At 52.9% G+C, this 19,702-nt stretch carries 14 protein-coding genes; 10 read left to right on the forward strand and 4 right to left on the reverse strand.

All coding sequences use genetic code 11. The annotated features are described in order from the left end of the window. The first annotated feature begins 327 nt into the window (after window positions 1-327). Both mutS and fdxA read left to right on the forward strand, forming a co-directional pair. Window positions 328-2,907 (forward strand): DNA mismatch repair protein MutS, encoded by a 2,580-nt coding sequence (gene mutS, locus AC5E51_RS10955; RefSeq protein ID WP_491778591.1) that lies wholly within the window; start codon window positions 328-330, stop codon window positions 2,905-2,907. A 191-nt stretch (window positions 2,908-3,098) separates the two neighbouring features. After that, entirely contained in the window at window positions 3,099-3,428 is a 330-nt protein-coding gene (fdxA, locus tag AC5E51_RS10960) for a ferredoxin FdxA (protein ID WP_068442541.1), read from the forward strand. Window positions 3,429-3,999: 571 nt separating this feature from the next. Here fdxA and moeA read toward each other — a convergent pair. The 4 genes from moeA to ettA all read right to left on the reverse strand — a co-directional run bounded on the left by moeA (window position 4,000) and on the right by ettA (window position 8,140). Further along, window positions 4,000-5,250 (reverse strand): molybdopterin molybdotransferase MoeA, encoded by a 1,251-nt coding sequence (gene moeA, locus AC5E51_RS10965; protein WP_491778592.1) that lies wholly within the window; start codon window positions 5,248-5,250, stop codon window positions 4,000-4,002. After that, window positions 5,247-5,930, reverse strand: a complete 684-nt coding sequence (locus tag AC5E51_RS10970; protein ID WP_068442550.1) for a fumarylacetoacetate hydrolase family protein — start codon at window positions 5,928-5,930, stop codon at window positions 5,247-5,249. Before AC5E51_RS10970 ends, moeA begins: the two co-directional genes overlap by 4 nt. Window positions 5,931-5,999: 69 nt before the next feature. Then, window positions 6,000-6,368 (reverse strand): PilZ domain-containing protein, encoded by a 369-nt coding sequence (locus AC5E51_RS10975; protein ID WP_068435133.1) that lies wholly within the window; start codon window positions 6,366-6,368, stop codon window positions 6,000-6,002. Between the two features lie 110 nt (window positions 6,369-6,478). Continuing rightward, complete coding sequence (ettA, locus tag AC5E51_RS10980; protein ID WP_491778593.1) at window positions 6,479-8,140, reverse strand: energy-dependent translational throttle protein EttA; 1,662 nt, start codon at window positions 8,138-8,140, stop codon at window positions 6,479-6,481. Between the two features lie 105 nt (window positions 8,141-8,245). Here ettA and AC5E51_RS10985 point away from each other — a divergent pair, with 105 nt between their 5' ends. The 8 genes from AC5E51_RS10985 (at window position 8,246) to ribD (ending at window position 19,702) form a co-directional block, all read left to right on the forward strand. Then, window positions 8,246-12,454: a sensor domain-containing protein gene (locus AC5E51_RS10985; protein WP_491778594.1), complete on the forward strand. Its 4,209-nt coding sequence runs from the start codon at window positions 8,246-8,248 to the stop codon at window positions 12,452-12,454. Window positions 12,455-12,560: 106 nt separating this feature from the next. Then, window positions 12,561-13,823 (forward strand): serine hydroxymethyltransferase, encoded by a 1,263-nt coding sequence (glyA, locus tag AC5E51_RS10990; protein ID WP_491778595.1) that lies wholly within the window; start codon window positions 12,561-12,563, stop codon window positions 13,821-13,823. 157 nt (window positions 13,824-13,980) lie between these two features. After that, window positions 13,981-14,322: a hypothetical protein gene (locus AC5E51_RS10995; RefSeq protein ID WP_488073418.1), complete on the forward strand. Its 342-nt coding sequence runs from the start codon at window positions 13,981-13,983 to the stop codon at window positions 14,320-14,322. 266 nt (window positions 14,323-14,588) lie between these two features. Continuing rightward, window positions 14,589-15,488 (forward strand): metal-dependent hydrolase, encoded by a 900-nt coding sequence (locus AC5E51_RS11000; RefSeq protein WP_068443994.1) that lies wholly within the window; start codon window positions 14,589-14,591, stop codon window positions 15,486-15,488. A 195-nt stretch (window positions 15,489-15,683) separates the two neighbouring features. After that, on the forward strand, window positions 15,684-16,583 hold the full coding sequence (locus AC5E51_RS11005) for a metal-dependent hydrolase (RefSeq protein ID WP_297530975.1): 900 nt from the start codon (window positions 15,684-15,686) through the stop codon (window positions 16,581-16,583). A gap of 367 nt (window positions 16,584-16,950) precedes the next feature. Beyond that, window positions 16,951-17,871, forward strand: a complete 921-nt coding sequence (locus tag AC5E51_RS11010; RefSeq protein ID WP_301387761.1) for a metal-dependent hydrolase — start codon at window positions 16,951-16,953, stop codon at window positions 17,869-17,871. A 140-nt stretch (window positions 17,872-18,011) separates the two neighbouring features. Then, complete coding sequence (gene nrdR / locus AC5E51_RS11015) at window positions 18,012-18,566, forward strand: transcriptional regulator NrdR (RefSeq protein WP_301387762.1); 555 nt, start codon at window positions 18,012-18,014, stop codon at window positions 18,564-18,566. After that, the gene (ribD, locus tag AC5E51_RS11020; protein WP_491778596.1) at window positions 18,563-19,702 is read left to right on the forward strand and encodes a bifunctional diaminohydroxyphosphoribosylaminopyrimidine deaminase/5-amino-6-(5-phosphoribosylamino)uracil reductase RibD; all 1,140 of its coding nucleotides are present in this window, start codon (window positions 18,563-18,565) and stop codon (window positions 19,700-19,702) included. The genes nrdR and ribD overlap by 4 nt, the downstream gene beginning before the upstream one ends.

The raw sequence follows: 19,702 nt of genomic DNA on the forward strand, positions 1-19,702 counted from the left end.
TTGTAGCTTGTCATGGCAAAGCGATGATCCGTCTTCATCTTTACAAGCTGTCATTTCAGACCATCTGACATCACCGTTAAAAAACGTGTCTTACTCACTCCAGATAAAGCCAATACTGAAGCAAACCGCGCGGACAATAAGTCTCTGAGAGGTACAGATTTCTGAAGTGCATCTTTATACCTGAAAACGTATTTAGTTACATTCCCATTACATGCATTTACCGCTGATTTACAGTCAATCGGACGCAGTGTGCAACCAACGTATTTCAGAATCAAAAGGCTTTCCCGTACAATCCGCCTTCATCCTCAAGCCCAAGGAACAACAGGAATGAGCAAGGCGTCTTCACATACTCCGATGATGCAGCAGTACTTCAAGATTAAGTCTGAATTTCCGGACACCTTGCTGTTTTACCGTATGGGCGATTTCTACGAGCTATTCTACGATGACGCCAAGCGTGCCGCACAGATCCTCGATATTACGCTGACCGCTCGCGGGCAAAGCGGTGGGCAGCCCATTCCAATGGCCGGTGTGCCATTTCACGCAGCAGAAAACTACATCGCCAAATTGGTTAAAAACGGGGTCTCAGTTGCTATCGCCGAACAGGTAGGCGACCCGGCCACCAGCAAGGGCCCTGTAGAACGAAAAGTCGTGCGCATACTAACGCCCGGCACACTAACCGACGAAGCCCTGCTCGATGAGCACCAGGACAACCTGCTTGTATCTGTGTGCTCTCACCAGCAACGCCACGGGATCGCCGTTCTTGAGATTTCATCCGGCCGTTTCAGTGTCTTTGAGGTGGATGGGGAAGATGCTCTGCTGGCAGAAGTTGAGCGCCTTAGACCCGCAGAATTACTGTTGCCAGAAGATCAGATTTTTCCGGATGCGATTGCCAACCGTGCCGGTGCCACCCAACAAGCACCATGGCATTACGAGTCCGATACGGCACTGCGCCTGCTGACAACTCAGTTAAAAACCCGCGATCTGCGCGGCTTTGGCTGCGAAGGGATGAAAACAGCGATCCGTGCCGCAGGCGCCCTGCTCAACTATGCGCAGGAAACACAACGCAACAGCCTGCCCCACATTCGCTCCTTAACGGTAGAGCAACCTGACGACGCCATCATCATTGATCCTGCCAGCCGCCGTAATCTGGAAATCGACATCAACCAGAAAGGCGACGGTATCTATACGCTCGCTTGGGTGCTCGACAAAACCGCGACAGCCATGGGCAGCCGTCTGTTACGCCGCTGGCTGAACCGCCCGCTGCGCGACCATTCTATTCTGGGGCTGCGCCAGAACCTGATCGCACAATGCCTGCAACAATACGCGCATGAAGATCTGCATCAGCATATGAAGCAGGTCGGTGATATTGAACGTATTCTCTCTCGTGTGGCTCTGGGCTCCGCCCGCCCCCGTGACCTTGCGCGGCTGCGTGATGCCCTTGCGGTTATTCCCAACATCCGCCAGCGCCTGTCCGAGCTGGAAGCTCCTCTGGGGGCAGATATCTGTGAGCGGGCGCCCGAATTTCCACAATGGGTCAGCCGCTTACAAGCGGCGATTATCGACAATCCTCCGGTCGTCATTCGTGACGGGGGCGTGATCGCCGAAGGCTACGACGCCGAACTCGATGAGTTGCGTTCCCTCAGTGAAAACGCAGGCGACTACCTGGTAAAACTGGAAGAGCGTGAACGTGAGCGGACAGGTATCAGTACCCTCAAGGTTGGCTACAATCGCGTACACGGTTACTACATTGAGATCAGTAAGGCGCAGTCTGAATCAGCACCGACTGAGTATATCCGCCGCCAGACGCTCAAAAATGCCGAGCGCTTTATTACCCCAGAGCTGAAAGAGTTCGAAGACAAAGCACTCAGCGCAAAGGCGCGTGCATTGAGTCGGGAAAAAATGCTCTACGATGCCCTGCTGACAGACCTCGCCGAAGATCTGATCCCACTGCAGGTCGCCGCGGCGGCCTTGTCAGAACTGGATGTACTCACTTGCCTTGCTGAGCGTGCAGAAACGCTGCGCTTCAATGCGCCTGAACTGGTTGATGAGAGTGTCGTCGACATCCGTCAGGGCCGTCATCCTGTGGTCGAATCGCTGATCACCGACCCGTTTGTCGCCAACGATACAAGCCTCGATGGCGAACGCCGCATGCAGATCATTACCGGTCCGAATATGGGTGGTAAATCGACCTATATGCGTCAGGTGGCACTGATCACTCTACTGGCACACATCGGTTCTTACGTACCGGCTGAGTTCTGTAAACTCGGCCCCATAGACCGCATATTCACCCGTATGGGCTCAGCTGACGACGTCGCCGGTGGTCGCTCTACCTTTATGGTGGAAATGACTGAAACCGCCAATATCCTGCATAACGCGACGCGGGACAGTCTGGTGTTAATGGATGAAGTCGGGCGAGGCACCTCAACCTTTGATGGTCTGTCGCTGGCCTGGGCGGCAGCCGCACATCTGGCCGAAAATACGGAAGCCTTTACGCTGTTCGCGACGCATTACTTCGAAATGACCGCTCTGCCAGAGCAGTACAGCAATACGATTAATGTTCACCTGAAAGCCACCGAACATGATGAGCGCATCATTTTTCTGCACAGTGTCGAAGAGGGCCCAGCTAACCAGAGCTATGGCTTGCAGGTTGCACAGCTGGCGGGGGTTCCTCCTGCGGTTATCGCCAACGCCCGCCAGCAATTGTCGCAACTCGAACAACAAACGAGTCCGGTAACGCCTGTCGCGACGTTAAAAACCGGGCGTAGCGCTGAACCAGCACCTATGCAATCAGACCTGTTCGCCAGTGGACCGGGGCCAGCCGAAGAAGCACTCGCCAAGGTCAACCCGGATGACCTGACCCCGCGCCAGGCACTGGAGTTGGTCTATTCTCTTAAGGACCTGATATAAAGGATGAAGATAGATAACCGTTCGGTTTTTCCGAACGGTATCTTCCGAAATTCCACCAGCAGAAACCCGTTCATTCCTTGCCTGACCATCGCCGACTACCTAGAATACCCGCAACCGTGATAAGTAGGGCCGAAGAGCCCGATATTTAGCAGGGCCAGAGAGCCCCGAATAATGATTCAGGAGAAGATCATATGACCTTCGTCGTAACCGATAACTGCGTTAAGTGTAAGTACACAGACTGTGTTGAAGTCTGCCCGGTAGACTGCTTCTACGAAGGCCCGAACTTCCTCGTAATCCACCCGGATGAGTGCATTGACTGCGCACTGTGTGAACCCGAGTGTCCGGCAGAGGCCATTTTCTCTGAAGATGAAGTGCCAGCAGGTCAGGAGCAGTACATTGAGCTCAACGCTGAGTTGTCTGAAGAGTGGGCAGACAACAACATTACTGAGCAGAAAGATCCGCTGCCAGACGCAGAAGAATGGGACGGTGTGCCTGACAAGATCCAGTATCTGGAGCGCTGATTGAGCGATCCAACTGCTTTTAAAAAAAGCCCCGGTAAATAACTACCGGGGCTTTTTTATGGATGACATATTCCTTATCCAATTTCTTCGGCGGCGAATGCGACTTTATCCGCGTTGCGGCAATTATTCTGAGGCACGCAAAACAAATCGCCCCAGAATGTTCTATAAGCGTTAAAGGCAGATTCTGGGGCTCGGTTTTGCTCTGAAGGCCTCCGATTAATTTTGCACCACGGCGTCGCATTAATGCCTTCTCAGAAATTTCATAAGGAACACAACCGAACCACCGAATCGAAAACATGTATTTTCCGCAAGTTCGTAGGATATAAGTTCTACTGATGCCGAAAGGTATTTTTTCTTGTGCATGAGCCAACATTTACGAGGCGCCTGGCACTGCTCGATTGGAACGGCCGAAGAGCAAAACCGAGCCCCGACGCTTCCTGTTGCCTTTACGATAAATGCTCGGGGCGATTTGTTTTGCGTGCCGTTACGAGCGTGCGAGTGACAGGAAAAAGCCGCGTACGTTGGTGATGCACACGAAGAAATACTAAACACACCAGAACCAAGGACTAAATCAACTAAGCCACTGATCAAACATTTCGACCATGACCGTTTCGCCCGGCTCAACATGACCTCGCTCCTGCTCAAGTACAATAAAGCAGTTGGCTTTACTCACCGAACTAAGGATGCCCGAGCCCTGCTGCCCTGTACTGCGTACCTGCCACTGACCAGCCTCATGCAGTTCAGCAATACCTCTCTGGTAATCCGCACGGCCTGGACGCTTTTTCAAGCGCTCGCTGGCGATGGCAGGAATACGAATCGGTGGAGTAACCTTTTCACCAGATAGACTCCGTAGCACAGGCAGTCCAACCTGATGCAATGTCACCAGGGCAGATACCGGATTACCCGGTAAGCCAAGAAAAAGTGTTTTACCGATACGTCCGAACGCCAGCGGCTTGCCCGGCTTCATCGCCAGCTTCCACAAATCAAGCTGCCCGAGCGCTTCGACCGCCGTACGGGTAAAGTCCGCTTCACCGACGGAAACACCGCCACTGGTAATGATAATGTCGGCTTCCGCTGCGGCTGTCTCCAGCGCTTCCTGAATGGCCCCAAGCGTATCGCTCACCGCGGTAACCAGGGTTACTTCAGCCCCCAGTCGCGTAAGAATCGGACGCAATACATAGGAATTGCTCTCGTAAATCTTACCTGCAGGCAAGTCATTTCCGGGGGCGATCAACTCGTCGCCGGTCGTTAGTAAACTGACTCGTAATGGCCGGACAACAGACACTTTTGCAACACCGATACTTGCCAGTAATCCACAATCAGCAGGCGTCAGGCGTCTCCCAGCGTTCAGGACGACATCGCCATGGCGAATATCTTCTCCGGCACGACGAATGTTATCGCCATCGCGAAGAGACTCCGGGTTATCGACCCGTACACCGGCATCCATGACCTCGGTATTTTCCTGCATCACCACCAGCTTCGCGCCGTCAGGAACGACGGCTCCTGTCATAATCCGGACACATTCCCCGGCACTGAGTACCCCTTCAAAGACTTCACCCGCCAGGACAATACCACGCTGGCGGAAAAGGCCGATCGGTGTGCGTCCGCTCTCAAGCTTACCCGGATTGACCGCGTACCCATCCATCGCTGAATTATCCGCAGGGGGCACATTCACAGGGCTGATAACATCCTCGGCCAGAGCGCGTCCGCATGCGAGCTCCAACGAACACAGCTCGCCTTCAGTCACCGGGGTCACCTGCGATAACAGGTATTCAATCGCTTCATTAACCGGTGTTAAGCCCGGCTTGTCACATGGGTTCATAAGCGCACCTCCTGAGACTGCGGACTCACAACCTCAGTCTTTACCGCAACCCAATCCTCTAACGCCAGTTCGAGAGAATCCCCGACGTTAAGAGGCCCGACACCGGGAGGTGTGCCCGTCATAACGACGTCGCCCGGATTAAGAGTAAAAGAATGAGACATGTGAGCGATCAGAGACAGTACAGGGTTCAGCATATCGGCGCTGTTGCCAGCCTGTTGCTGAGTGCCATTGCGGTCCAAAGAGAATGTCAGGTTCTGCCAGTCAGATACCCGCGCCGCAGACACAAATTGGCTCAGCGGGCACGAGCCGTCGAACGCTTTTGCACGCTCCCATGGCAGGCCTTTCTCTTTTAAAACGGATTGAACATCCCGCAACGTCAGATCCAGGCCGAGACCGACACCGGCCAGAGCGCCGGACACTTCAGCTTCGCTGGCTTTCTGAAGACGTTTTCCAATCAGCACAGCCACTTCGAGTTCGTGGTGGACGTCTCCCTGAGACAGAGGAATGTTTAGTGGCGCCTGTAGGTCACAGGCCGCATCAGCAGGTTTAATAAATAAGACAGGAGTATCAGGAACGGGATTATTCAGTTCTGCGGCATGGGCCGCATAGTTACGACCAACGCACACGATCTTGCCGACCGGCGATGAAAACGGCGCACCATCAAGAGAAGGGGTGAACATAATCGACCTGCTACAACGTAAAACCCCGACTATAACATGCCGGGGTTTATCGCGAATCAGGTCTGGTTGTCAGGCTTTACCGCCGGGGAACGAGATCAGTTCTGCCAGTTCGCGGTTCACTTGTGAAGGAACCTCAAGGCTACTTTCAAGAACCCCCCGCAAGGTCTCCTGACTCTCGAAATCCATAAAATCACAGGCACAGCCAACAACATCGTCATCGATGTGCACGAGCGAGCAATCCATATCGATGATACCGCCTGTGTCGAGCGTCAAGCTGATCTTCAAAGATTGCTCCAACTGCCAGGTGACGTTCTCCGGAATGACCAGAAGAATGCCTCGCATGCTGATATCTAAGCAGAAGGTTTCAAGCTTCTGATTACCGTCGTCAACCTGAACCCGTTGAAACAGGTGAACGCGCTTTGCTTGTCGTTGTTCCATGGTTGTTTCCTGTTTGGGATACAACAGGTTTAGCCTGTTATGGCGAAACCGCAAGCTCGCGAATGCGATTTGTTCCAGTCAGGTCACTTTTCAGCGACCTGACCGAACTATCAGGCTAAACGTTTATATTTCATACGCTTAGGCTGAGCATCACTGCCCAGGCGCTTCTTCCGGTCTTCTTCATATTCGGTGTAATTACCGTCGAAGAAGGTCACCTTAGAGTCGCCCTCGTACGCGAGGATGTGCGTTGCAATACGGTCCAGGAACCAACGGTCGTGCGACACCACCATTACAGTACCCGGGAAGGCATCAATAGCCTCTTCCAGTGCACGCAAGGTTTCGACATCAAGGTCGTTTGACGGTTCATCGAGTAACAGCACATTAGCACCCTGCTTCAGGGTGTAGGCGAGCTGCAGACGACCACGTTCACCGCCTGACAGTTCTCCAACCCGTTTCTGCTGATCACCGCCCTTGAAGTTAAAGCGACCAATGTAGGCACGGCTCGGGTACTCTTTGCCATTGATATCCAGCATGTCGAGGCCGTCAGAAATAGATTCCCACACGGTCTTACTGTCATCCAGCTCATCACGCAGCTGCTCAACAAACGCCAGCTTCACGGTATCACCAATAACCACTTCACCAGAGTCCGGTTGCTCAGTGCCAGCGATCATCCGGAACAAAGTCGACTTACCCGCACCGTTGCCGCCGACGATGCCGACAATCGCACCCGGTGGCACAGTAAAATCGAGATTGTCGATCAGTACACGATCACCAAAAGACTTGGTCACGTTATGGAACTCAATGACCTTATCGCCGAGACGCGGACCCGGTGGAATATAGATCTCGTTGGTTTCGTTACGGCTCTGAAACTCGCGTGAGTTCATTTCTTCGAAGCGTGCAAGGCGGGCTTTGCTCTTCGCCTGACGACCCTTTGCGCCTTTACGCACCCACTCCAGTTCGTGCTTGATCGCCTTAGTGTGTGCCTCTTCTTCTTTCTTCTCCTGCTCTAAGCGCTTTTCTTTCGCCTCAAGCCAGGTGGTGTAGTTACCCTGATACGGAATACCGTGGCCACGGTCGAGCTCCAGAATCCATTCCGCACAGTTATCCAGGAAGTAACGGTCGTGGGTAATGGCTACAACAGTGCCAGGGTATTCTTCGAGGAATTTCTCCAGCCAGCCGACAGATTCAGCATCGAGGTGGTTGGTTGGCTCGTCGAGCAAGAGCATGTCTGGTTTGGACATCAACAGGCGGCACAGAGCTACGCGGCGACGCTCACCACCGGACAGCTTGGTGACGTCGGCGTCCCAAGGCGGCAGACGAAGAGCATCGGCGGCAATTTCCATCTGACGGTCAACATCGTGGCCGTCCGACGCTTCAATGATGGCTTCGAGCTTGCCCTGCTTTTTGGCCAGCTCATCAAAATCAGCATCTGGCTCAGCATACGCTGCGTAGACCTGCTCCAGTTCGGCCTTGGCATTCATCAGCTCACTGAGACCGTCTTCAACGTTACCACGCACGTCTTTCGCAGGGTCCAGTTCCGGCTCCTGAGGAAGGTAGCCAATATTCAGGTCAGGCTGCGGGCGCGCCTCACCGATAATGTCGGTATCCAGGCCGGCCATGATCTTGAGCAGGGTTGATTTACCCGCGCCATTCAGGCCCAGGACACCAATTTTAGCGCCCGGAAAGAAAGATAAAGAGATGTCACGCAGGATCTGTCGTTTTGGTGGAACAATCTTCCCCAAACGGTTCATAGTGAATACGTACTGTGCCATGGGCATCGCCTCCGCAATGTATTTCGCCGCAACGCTACTGAAAAGCCCATAGAAAGGCAAATAAAGCCCATTATGAAGGGCCTTTGCTTGTGAAGGTGACGGACAATGACTAAGGTTAATAGCCATAATCAGTCGTTACGGACACCGCTTTACATGCTCCCGCATCATGGAGCCCCAGAGGCTAAAATTCATTCCGCTGCCAGTAACCGGGCGAATACTCCCCTGTTTGTGCTGAGCTTTATATTCCTGACCGTGGTTCTCAGTTTCCAGAGCTGGCAGCAGTGGCAGAACGCACGACACGCGTACGATATTGACGTTGAACGGACTCTCGATCATTACAAACGCCAGTCAGAGCTGATCATCAAAGCCGGCCTGCACGCTAACCAGATATTCACCCGCAGCTACGGTGATCAGCTTGAGGTTTATGCGAAACGCCCGGAAGCAGCCGACACAGATGATTTATGGGGGCATGTCAGCGCCGCGATTTTTAACGCAACAGGCTTCTTCGTAACCGATCAGAATGGCAAGGTTCTCAATCACTACGGCAGCCTGCTAAGTCCTAACGAACCCAGCGACATCGAAAATGAACTGCGCTCACAGGGGTTAGATAAAGCGATTTTCTCACTGCGCTACAGCCACCTCGGCGGTTACTACGTCGGCACACGTTTTAATACCAGTGACGGCCCCATGATTATGGTGTCCCGTCGCGCCTACAGTCACCTCTCAGAAATTATTTTCCGTGGAGGGTTTAATGGCTTTGAAATGGTTCTCTATGATCGACGCGACAATACCGTGTCAATCCGGGAGCAGTTTTACTCAGACACTCAGCACCCGACTCTGCTGACAGAGAGTGAAACCGGAAATATCCTCTACCGCGACAGCATTCCAATGTCTCCGTGGGATATTCTCGCCTTGCCTATTCAGGGCTACTGGAAGCAGCAGTTCATTGAAAGTATCCGGATTCCGGCCACTTTCCTTATCGTTTTCGCCATTCTACTGATAGTTCTGCGTCGCTATCTCAGCCAACAGGGCGAGGCTGTTGTCGCTCTTCAGAAAGCCACAGAAGACACCGAACGCCGTGCCGACAGAGTGCTTCGTTCCATTGATGAAGCCTTTATATCTACGGATCATGAAGGGCACATCGATTACCTGAACCCCAAAGCATTGTCATTGCTTGGTCGTACAGAACCAGACCCGGTACTCGGCATGTCTCTTGAGGATATCTGGACTGCACCCGATGCACTCTGGAACAGAGGGCTTGCACCAGAAGCCATAGAGAGCCTGAAACCTGATCAGCGCGTTATGCATGTCCAGCATGCCGACGGAAAGCATATTCTTGAGCAGAAAATGCAGCTTCTCTACGACAACAAACAAGTCAGCGGCTACGTATGGTTACTCCGGGATATTACTGAGTCAGAGCAGGCCAAAGCCGCCCTCGAACACAGCAGAACCCGATACAAAGCTCTGTTCGAAGAGGCAGGTATCGCGCACGGCCTGCTTGATCTGAGTGAGTTCGACGGCACTGCCGATACCCTGAAAGTGGTCAGCGTGAACGAAGCTACACTGCAACTCGGCGACTTTGATACCTTGGAAGCGATGGGTGCTCACTATCAGCGCCATCCTGAATCCCTGACACCACTCCTCAAGGCACTGACCAGCAGTAAATCTCTCCGACTGCAACAAAACGAATGCGAACTCACCTTGCGTGACCGCAGCGGCCGCTCTATCGATATCTGGGCGAGCATCAGCTTCCGCACCAGTTCCAGCCATCAGGTATTACTGACCATGCTGGACATCACAGAACGCAAGCAGGCAACTGAGAAGATCCGGGAGCGTGAAGCTTTCTGGATGCACGTCATGGAAGCGATGCCTGATGTAGTCTACGTTCTTGACGTCAATGACCGGCTTGAGCAAAAAACGATTTTCTCCAACCGTCACGTCGCCCAGCTCTTAGGTTTTCCTGACAGTCGTGAGTACATCGAGCGCAGCTGGATGGATTATGTGATTGAAGACGACCTCGCACGTTGCAGAGACGGCCTGAGGAATATCAGGAATTCCATCAATGGCCAGACCATTGAAACCACCGCCCGCTTCCTTAATGCCGACGGCGAAATCAGGGTGCTCAAATTCCGTGATACACCGTTCACCTACGACAGCGACGGAAAAGTAGAGCGCTATATCGGCACCGGCAGAGACGTTACCGCAGACATTGAGAAGCAGGAACAGATCGTCGAGAGTGAACGCCGCTATCGCCTGCTGGCGGAGAACATGAATGACATTGTCTGGGCCACTGACGCCCAGCTCAATTTCAACTTCGTAAGCACCTCAGTGCAACGCCTGTTGGGTTATCAACCCGAAGATCTGGTGAATGGTGGAGTTACACGAATTTTCTCACGACCCGATCTCAAGCGGCTGGGCAAAGCTCTACAACACCAGATACAGATCGCCATCAACAGTCCAGAAACAGCTAAGCGCCGCAGCACCGTCATACGGGAAGATTTCTATGCTTCGGCCAGCAATGGCAGTCGTGTACTTCTGGAACTGCAAGCCAGCCTGCTGTGGAACGACAAAGACGAACTTCAGGGGCTTCTGGGTATCTGCCGGGATGTCACCGAGTCCCGCAGCATTGAGCAGGAGCTGCAACTCGCGGCCGAAGTATTCGAAAACAGTAACGAAGCCATTCTGATCACAGATCAGAAACTTAAGATCGCTAATACCAACCGCGCCTTCCAGCATATCACCGGGTATTCGGCCGAGGATGTCACAGGTAAGACTCCCGACTTCCTGATTTCATCGGAACAATACGAAGAAGACCTGATTGAGAAAATCGGTGAGCGACTGATGGTCGATGGTTACTGGCAAGGCGAGATTTCCTATCAGCGCCGCCAGGGCGATATACGCACCGGCTGGGCCGGGGTCAGTGCGATTCGGGATCAGAACCGCGAAGTTCAGAGCCTGATCATCATTATGTCCGACATCACTGAGCGCAAAGCCAGCGAAGAGCGCATTCACAAGCTTGCCTATTATGATCCACTGACCGCTCTGCCCAATCGCAGCCAGATGCATGAAACACTGGATGGCATGCTCAAGCGAGCACGCAAGCAAGGTCTCTGGGTGGTGCTGCTGTTCATCGACCTCGACCGCTTCAAGCCGATCAACGACTCTATGGGTCATCCTGCCGGTGACGAAGTGCTGAAACAGGTTGCCGGGCGCCTGCGTAATTGCGTTAAACACCGTGATCTTGTCTGCCGTATGGGAGGCGATGAGTTCACCATTGCGATTGCTGATCAGCCAAGCCATAACGCGGCTTCAGATACCGCAATCATGGTTGCTGAGCGTATTCTTGAGTCTCTGCATCAGTCATTTAACCTGAATCAGCGTGAAGTGTTTATCAGCGCCAGTATCGGGATCTCGATATACCCGAACGACGGCAACAGTGTGATTGAACTCCTGAAGAACGCCGACATGGCCATGTACCACGCTAAAGACATGGGTCGTGACAACATGCAGTTCTTCACAGCCTCCATGAACCGCAAAGCGGTTCAGCTACTGGAGCTAGAAAACGACCTGCGCCACGCCCTCGCACGCAACGAAATGCAGCTTTATTTTCAGCCGCAATACCGCACTGACAGTGAAAAAGCCGTCGGTGTTGAGGTCCTGCTACGCTGGATTCACCCGACTCGAGGCATGATCTCTCCCGGGACCTTCATTCCTATCATCGAAGACACCGGTCTGATTGTGCCGATTGGTCAGTGGGTACTCGAAGAAAGCTGCCGCTGCTTTGTCCGCTGGCAGGCAGAAGAAGAACTTGGGCTTGAGCGCATCGCTGTGAACGTCTCCGCACGTCAGTTCCGGTCCGAGGACTTCCTCAACGTCGTCAAAGACATCATCATCCGCACCGGCATTCGACCCGAGCAGCTCGAACTCGAACTGACTGAAAGTATTCTGATGGAAGACGTCGAACTCGCGATGGAAACGCTGCGCGGCCTGCGGGCTGCGGGCGTTAAGACCGCTATTGATGACTTCGGTACCGGTTACTCATCACTGAACTACCTCAAGCAATTCCCGGTAGATACCCTGAAAATCGACCGCAGCTTTATCCAGAACCTGCCGGAAAACGCCGATGACGCACAGATCTCGCGAACCATCATCGCTATGGGCCACAACCTGGGCATGGGCATCATTGCAGAGGGTGTCGAAACTGCCGAGCAACTGACCTTTCTGCAAATGGCGAAGTGCGAGGAGGTTCAGGGGTTCTACTTCAGCAAACCCGTCGATGAAGCATCATTAATCGAAGATCTTGGCAAAAGCTGAACATCAGTCATGATGATATGACACCTTCTCAAGTGCGGGGCGCGCAACTTTGCGGTAGAATGTGCACCTCAAAAAATTTCTGATTATCCTACTTGAGGAAGCCCTGATGTTTAGCCGTGATATGAACATAGCGGATTTCGACCCAGATCTGTGGTCAGCGATGCAGTCTGAGGATGCCCGTCAGGAGCATCACATTGAGCTGATCGCCTCTGAAAACTACACCAGCCCACGCGTTATGGAAGTACAGGGCTCTCAGCTGACAAACAAGTACGCTGAAGGTTATCCGGGCAAACGTTACTACGGTGGCTGTGAGCACGTTGACGTGATTGAGCAATTGGCTATCGATCGCGCTAAAGAACTATTCGGTGCCGGTTACGCCAACGTTCAGCCACACTCAGGCTCTCAGGCGAACGCTGCCGTTTACTTCGCACTTTGCCAGCCTGGTGACACTATTCTGGGCATGAGCCTGGCGCACGGTGGTCACCTGACTCACGGTGCCGCGGTATCTTTCTCTGGTCGCGTTTACAACGCAGTTCAGTACGGTCTGAACCCAGAAACGGGTGAAATCGATTACGAAGAAGTTGAGCGTCTGGCTCGTGAGCACAAGCCTAAGATGATCGTTGCTGGTTTCTCTGCGTACTCTCGCGTTGTTGACTGGAAGAAATTCCGCGAAATTGCCGATGAAGTTGGCGCTTACCTGTTCGTCGACATGGCTCACATTGCTGGCCTGGTTGCTGCTGGCGTATACCCATCACCGGTCGGTATTGCAGACGTAGTGACCACTACTACACATAAAACTCTGCGTGGCCCGCGTGGCGGCCTGATTCTGGCCAACGACGACGAAGACCTGAACAAGAAGTTCAACTTCGCAGTATTCCCTGAGTCTCAGGGCGGCCCACTGATGCATGTAATCGCAGCAAAAGCCGTGTGCTTCAAAGAAGCAATGAGCCAGGAATACAAAGACTACCAGGCTCAGGTAGTTAAGAATGCGCAGGCAATGGCCAGCACGTTCATCGAGCGTGGCATTAACGTCGTTTCTGGCGGCACTGATGATCACCTGTTCCTGGTTGACCTGATCGGTAAAGAGTACACAGGTAAGGATGCTGATGCGGCACTTGGTCGCGCTAACATCACTGTGAACAAAAACTCTGTACCGAACGACCCTCGCTCGCCGTTCGTAACCTCTGGTCTGCGTATCGGTAGCCCTGCGATCACCAGCCGTGGCTTCAAAGAAGAGCAGGCTACGCAACTGGCAGGTTGGATCTGCGACATTCTTGATGGCCTTGAGAAAGGTGAATCTGAAGCCGTTGAAGCATCAGTAAAAGAAAAAGTTGTCGCCCTTTGCGAACAGTTCCCTGTGTACAAATAAACACTGGAACAACGAAAAACCGGCCTGATGGCCGGTTTTTTTATGCCTGAATATTGAGACAGATCACTTGGATCGCGTGTCAGCGTCACACGTATGTCACAAAGTTTTCATAGAGTAGTCATGCTTGAAACCTGATCCAGCAACAGAGGATTCCCGCATGTCCGATTCATGGAAACCCGTCACCTATGTTCAGCTCATCAACCTGATGAGTCACAACGAAAGCCAGCTGGAAGAGAGTGTCCGCCCTTTCTGGAACGCGATCCGGCTCCCTGCCGCTGAATTATGGCAACAACACCCTTGGGGCAATGAAGGCTGCGGGTTCTGGGTTCTGGCGACCGCCGGGCGTCACTGCATCTATTACAATGACCTCACCGAAGGTTTTTCTGTTGGCCAGTTCGAGCGCTGGGGCCACATCATCAATTACCAGAAGTCGAAAGCTGATCTGCAGCATGCGATAGACAGCCTGTTGCAACAGGAACCACTTACTGAGACGGCATAAGGCTTTGCTATACCCTTGTTTACCTATCTGCACTGGCCAGAAATAACCTCGCTGGCCCGCAACGATTTAATGATCCAGGTCATATTTTGATTTCGCATCACTGGCCCAATCCTACGAATGTCAGTTGATCACCCCTGAAACGTACGTCAGACACCCCCACACCCTGAGAATCTTGGCTGGCTTACCCCTTACTTTCGCGCATCAGACAGTTGTTCAATAGCCTCAGACAACTTACAACAACCTCACTACAACACAGGATTTTCAATATGACTGAGGCAGTTACTCCAACAACCACGACTCGCATGACGGCTGGCGAGCGTGCAGGTATCCCTCCACGTCGTATGGACTTCAAGTTTGGTGACGATACCAAGCGCTACTGGTATGCAGACAACGCATTCCTGACCACCTTCTGGACCACACTGTCGGCACTGTTCCCTGCCGGAGAAACCTTCTTTATCGACTCAGTGAAAAACTATCGCCACGTGGTGACAGATCAGAAACTGAAAGACGAAATTTCCGGTTTTATCGGCCAGGAAGCTCTCCATACCAAAGAGCACCAGGCGTTTAATGACATGGCGGATCGCCACGGCCTGCCTAGCGGGCGTATCGACAAAGAACTCTGGGGCCTTCTGGATCTGGCGAAGAAAGTCTTCCCGAAAAAGCTACAACTTGCGACCACTGTAGCTCTGGAACACTACACCGCGATTCTGGCAGAGCAGCTTCTGCGTGACACCGACCACCAGGACAATATTCAGGATCGCGAAGCGCTGAAACTCTGGATGTGGCATGCGCTGGAAGAGAACGAGCACAAGTCTGTCGCCTACGATGTTTATGAACTGATTGGTGGCGGTTACTTCACACGTATCTTCGCCATGATTGTCGCAACCATTGGCTTTATTGTCTTCGTTGGCCAGGGGCACCTGCGCATGCTGTGGGCAAACGGCACCCTGTTTGATATCAAGGACAACGCCAAAGGCTTCTGGAAATTGCTGGGCTGGAAAGGGTTATTCCCACGTCTCTTCTTCAAGTACATGGATTTCTACCGTCCGGGCTTCCACCCCAACGATCACGATACAGTAAAACTGTTAGAGGACTGGCGCGAGCGTATGCTCAACGAAGGCGGCCTTTTAGCAGAGCAGACTTACAGCAAATCCAAAGCTGCCTGAAGCAGAAGTATTCTTTACTACCCAACAATGTATGGCCGGAATTACTCCGGCCATTTCTTATTTTGATCATAATTCACTGATTGTTGCCCCGTCGCCACGTTCTTGGACACGCAAACTTCTTCTAAATTGTAGGACATAGCGCGATGACAGAGATGCGCTCCCTACAAAATATAGAAAACAGAGGCAGGTTTTCGTATGGCTACTATGACACAAGCACAGGGAACTCCACGTATCACCGCAGGCGAGCGAGCAGGTATTCCGCCCCGCCGCATGGACTTCGAATTCCCGGATGAAACAACGAAATACTGGTACGGTGATAGCGCCTTCCTGACAACATTCTGGGTGACGCTTTCAGCCCTGTTCCCGGAAGGTGAAACCTTTTTCGTGGACAGCGTGAAGAACTACCGTAAAGACATCACGGACCAGAAGCTGAAAGACGAAGTCTCCGGCTTTATTGGCCAGGAAGCACTTCACAGCAAAGAACACGAAGCCTTTAACGACATGGCTGAAAAGCACGGTCTGCCAGCACTGAAGCTGGATAAAGAGCTCGGGGTTCTGTTTCGCCTGATCCGCAAATATGTACCGAAGAAAATGCAGCTCGCTCTGACCGTAGCGCTTGAGCATTACACCGCGATCATTGCTGAGCAGCTGCTGCGCGAAGATTTCCACCAGGAAATGTTCCGTGACCGCGAAGCCCTGAAGCTCTGGATGTGGCACGCACTGGAAGAGAACGAACATAAAACTGTGGCCTTCGACGTATACGAGCAAGTCGGTGGTGGCTACCTGACCCGCGTCAGTACGATGCTGATCGGGACTCTGGTCTTCGCCGTGGTGGTAGGCAGTGGACACATAAGATTACTGAAAGCCGATGGTCAGCTCACCAACTGGAAAGCCAACTGGCGCGGTCTGAAGTTTCTCTGGGGCTGGAAGGGCTTGTTCCCTCGCCTTGGCCGCCAGTATTTCGATTTCTATCGCCCGGGTTTTCACCCAAGTGACCACGACACGGTCGAATTGCTTGAAGAATGGCGTCAGCGCATGCTGAACGACGGCGGCCTGTTAGCAGAGCAGACCTACAGTAAGAGCCGCAAGGCCTGAGTCAGCTTGAGCACCGCTCATTGACACGCCGGAATCAGGAAGATGCCCCTGATTCCGGCAGATTTTCAAATATTCTTCTATTTTCTGTAAATCCCGTTTGGCCGTAATTTACCCCCCTGGCAAGGAAAAACCCCCTATAAATCGTTACATTTTGACAGTTTTTCACCGACATCACGCTTTTTAGACACCTGTTTATCAGTTCGCTACGGTGATTTAAGCCACAACTTACTTAACCCTGTCTTTAAGACACCCCCGGCCACGCGTAAAATTTGGCATAGAGATACCTTCAACTGGAAAGTCTTGCCACGTCTAATAGACTCAACAAAACAACATCTACAACAAACATAAACCAACGCAGGTGTATCGTATGACTACTACAGCAACCGCTACTGCCCCAACTGGCAAGGTACGCATGACTGCAGGTGAGCGTGCAGGTATTCCGCCGCGCCGTATGGATTTCGAATTTTCTGAAGATTCCAAGCGCTACTGGTACGCGGACAACTCATTCCTGACGACTTTCTGGACAACACTGTCTTCACTGTTCCCGGAAGGCGAAACTTTCTTCGTTGATTCCGTGAAGAACTACCGTCACGAAATCAAAGACCAGCTTTTGAAAGACCAGGTGTCAGGATTCATCGGTCAGGAAGCTATGCACTCGAAAGAGCACGCTGCTTTCAACGACATCGCTGAGCGCAATGGTCTGCCAGCTAACACGCTGGATAAAGAGCTGGGCATGCTGTTCAAGCTTGGTCGCAAAATTCTGCCTAAGAAGCTTCAGCTGGCTATCACGGTAGCGCTTGAACACTACACAGCAATTCTTGCTGAGCAGCTGCTGCGTGACGAGCGTCACCAGGAGAACATTCAGGATCCAGAAGCTCTGAAGCTGTGGATGTGGCACGCGCTGGAAGAAAACGAACACAAGATTGTTGCGTATGATGTATACGAGACAATCGGTGGCGGTTACTTCACCCGTGTATTCGCAATGCTGGTTTCAACCATCTTTTTCTTCACGATTGTTGGCCAGGGTCACATCCGCCTGATGTGGGCAGACCGCAGCCTGTTCAAACTGAAGGATAACCTGAAAGGCATCTGGTTCCTTTGGGGCTGGAAAGGTCTCTTCCCACAGTTGTTCTTCAAGTACATGGACTACTTCCGTCCGGGCTTCCACCCGAACGACCACGACACCGTTCAGCTGCTGGACGACTGGCGTGAAAAAATGCTGCAGGAGGGTGGTATTCTGGCTGACCAGATCAAAAACCCTTCTCACGTTCGCACAACGGCTGCTTAATCAGCCGACAGGCAACGGAACATTCCGTTCTTGTCAGAGGGCCGCATCAGCGGCCCTTTTTTTATTGCCGCAAAGGTAGAACCTGAGTACCATTGCGGCCAGTTTTTATCCGCTTTTCTTTGAACGGACCGCTCTTTAATATGCATTGCCCTTTCTGCGCACATCCGGAAACCAAAGTCATAGACTCACGTCTCGTGGCTGACGGTGAACAAATCCGTCGGCGCCGGGAATGCATTCTCTGTGGTGAACGCTTCACCACCTTCGAAACTGCCGAGCTCGTTATGCCGCGAGTGATCAAGCAGGACGGAAAGCGTGAACCTTTTGACGAAGATAAGCTTCGTTCAGGCATCCAGCGCGCACTCGAAAAACGCCCTGTCAGCATCGAATCGATTGAGGCGGCCATCACTCATATCAAACAGAAACTCAGAGCCACTGGCGAACGCGAAGTCGCCAGCCGAGACGTAGGGGAATGGGTGATGGACGAGCTGCGCTCGCTGGATGAGGTCGCCTTCGTCCGTTTTGCATCGGTTTATCGCAGCTTCAAAGACCTGGAAGAGTTTCGTGCCGAAATCGAACGGATCAGTTTGAAAGCGGCTTCTCCTGCCGTCGTTAAGGCTGTCGGGAATTCAACGCTCGTCTCTTCAGAATCTTCAGAGACCGGAACTGATGACCCTGGTAGTGAGAAATCATCATGAGCCGCATTTTACCCAGTGATCTGGAATGGATGGCTGACGCCCTCCGACTCGCAAAGAAAGGTCTGTGCACGACCAGCCCTAACCCCCGAGTTGGCTGCGTTATTGTCAAAGACGGCGTCAAAGTCGGAGAAGGCTGGCACCAGAAAGCCGGCGAGCCGCACGCCGAAGTTCATGCACTGCGCGTTGCCGGTGATGAGGCACGCGGCGCTACGGCTTACGTTACGCTAGAGCCTTGCAGCCACTATGGCCGAACGCCTCCATGCGCAGAAGGACTGATTAAGGCCGGCGTTGCCAGAGTCGTTGGCGCAGTCCGGGACCCTAACCCGAGCGTTGCCGGGCGCGGATACGAGATGCTCAGACAAGCAGGCATTGAGGTTGTCGAGTCGTGTCTCGAAGCTGAAGCAACTGCGATCAATGCTGGATTTATGAAACGTATGCGCACAGGTTTGCCGTATGTGCGGATAAAGCTTGCGATGAGTCTCGACGGACGTACCGCGATGGCATCCGGTGAAAGCCAGTGGATTACAGGCAGTGCAGCCCGGCGGGATGTTCAGGCGCTCAGAGCCCAAAGCTGCGCGGTCATTACCGGGGCCGACAGCGTCATCATCGATAATCCGTCCATGACAGTGCGCCCTGATGAGGCGGGCCTGGATATCCCGGAAGATCTGCGCCGGCAACCTCTGCGAGTCATCGTAGACGGTGCTCACCGTGTCAGTAACGAGGCTACGATCTTCGACAAGCCCGAAGACATTCTGATTGCTGCCCGCACGCCTCCAGCATCACCCATCAACCGCGATAGTGGTATTGGGGCGCTGAGTTATTGGGCTGGCGAACGTGATGAACACACTGACATCGACGCTCTGTTGCGTCACCTTGCAACTCAGGGCAGCAATGAGGTACTGATCGAAAGCGGTGCAAAACTCGCGGCGGCCTTTGTCAGTGCAGGCCTCGTCGACGAACTTATCGTATACTGCGCGCCAACATTACTCGGAAGTGACGCGCGGCCACTGCTATCATTGCCACTCAGTGAGATGAAGCAGCAGATCCGCTGGCAATGGCAGGACGTTCGCATGGTCGGTGATGACCTGCGGCTGACGCTGCGCCCTGACACTTCTACAGCAGCAAAGAAGGCCTGA

The organism is Thalassolituus sp. (assembly GCF_984348125.1).

What these genes read in the sequence shown, in the direction of transcription:
- mutS (WP_491778591.1), top strand. Translation starts at nt 328, where the DNA reads ATGAGCAAGGCGTCTTCACATACTCCGATGATGCAGCAGTACTTCAAG.
- fdxA (WP_068442541.1), top strand. Translation starts at nt 3,099, where the DNA reads ATGACCTTCGTCGTAACCGATAACTGCGTTAAGTGTAAGTACACAGAC.
- moeA (WP_491778592.1), bottom strand. Translation starts at nt 5,250, where the DNA reads ATGAACCCATGTGACAAGCCGGGCTTAACACCGGTTAATGAAGCGATT.
- AC5E51_RS10970 (WP_068442550.1), bottom strand. Translation starts at nt 5,930, where the DNA reads ATGTTCACCCCTTCTCTTGATGGTGCGCCGTTTTCATCGCCGGTCGGC.
- AC5E51_RS10975 (WP_068435133.1), bottom strand. Translation starts at nt 6,368, where the DNA reads ATGGAACAACGACAAGCAAAGCGCGTTCACCTGTTTCAACGGGTTCAG.
- ettA (WP_491778593.1), bottom strand. Translation starts at nt 8,140, where the DNA reads ATGGCACAGTACGTATTCACTATGAACCGTTTGGGGAAGATTGTTCCA.
- AC5E51_RS10985 (WP_491778594.1), top strand. Translation starts at nt 8,246, where the DNA reads ATGACTAAGGTTAATAGCCATAATCAGTCGTTACGGACACCGCTTTAC.
- glyA (WP_491778595.1), top strand. Translation starts at nt 12,561, where the DNA reads ATGTTTAGCCGTGATATGAACATAGCGGATTTCGACCCAGATCTGTGG.
- AC5E51_RS10995 (WP_488073418.1), top strand. Translation starts at nt 13,981, where the DNA reads ATGTCCGATTCATGGAAACCCGTCACCTATGTTCAGCTCATCAACCTG.
- AC5E51_RS11000 (WP_068443994.1), top strand. Translation starts at nt 14,589, where the DNA reads ATGACTGAGGCAGTTACTCCAACAACCACGACTCGCATGACGGCTGGC.
- AC5E51_RS11005 (WP_297530975.1), top strand. Translation starts at nt 15,684, where the DNA reads ATGGCTACTATGACACAAGCACAGGGAACTCCACGTATCACCGCAGGC.
- AC5E51_RS11010 (WP_301387761.1), top strand. Translation starts at nt 16,951, where the DNA reads ATGACTACTACAGCAACCGCTACTGCCCCAACTGGCAAGGTACGCATG.
- nrdR (WP_301387762.1), top strand. Translation starts at nt 18,012, where the DNA reads ATGCATTGCCCTTTCTGCGCACATCCGGAAACCAAAGTCATAGACTCA.
- ribD (WP_491778596.1), top strand. Translation starts at nt 18,563, where the DNA reads ATGAGCCGCATTTTACCCAGTGATCTGGAATGGATGGCTGACGCCCTC.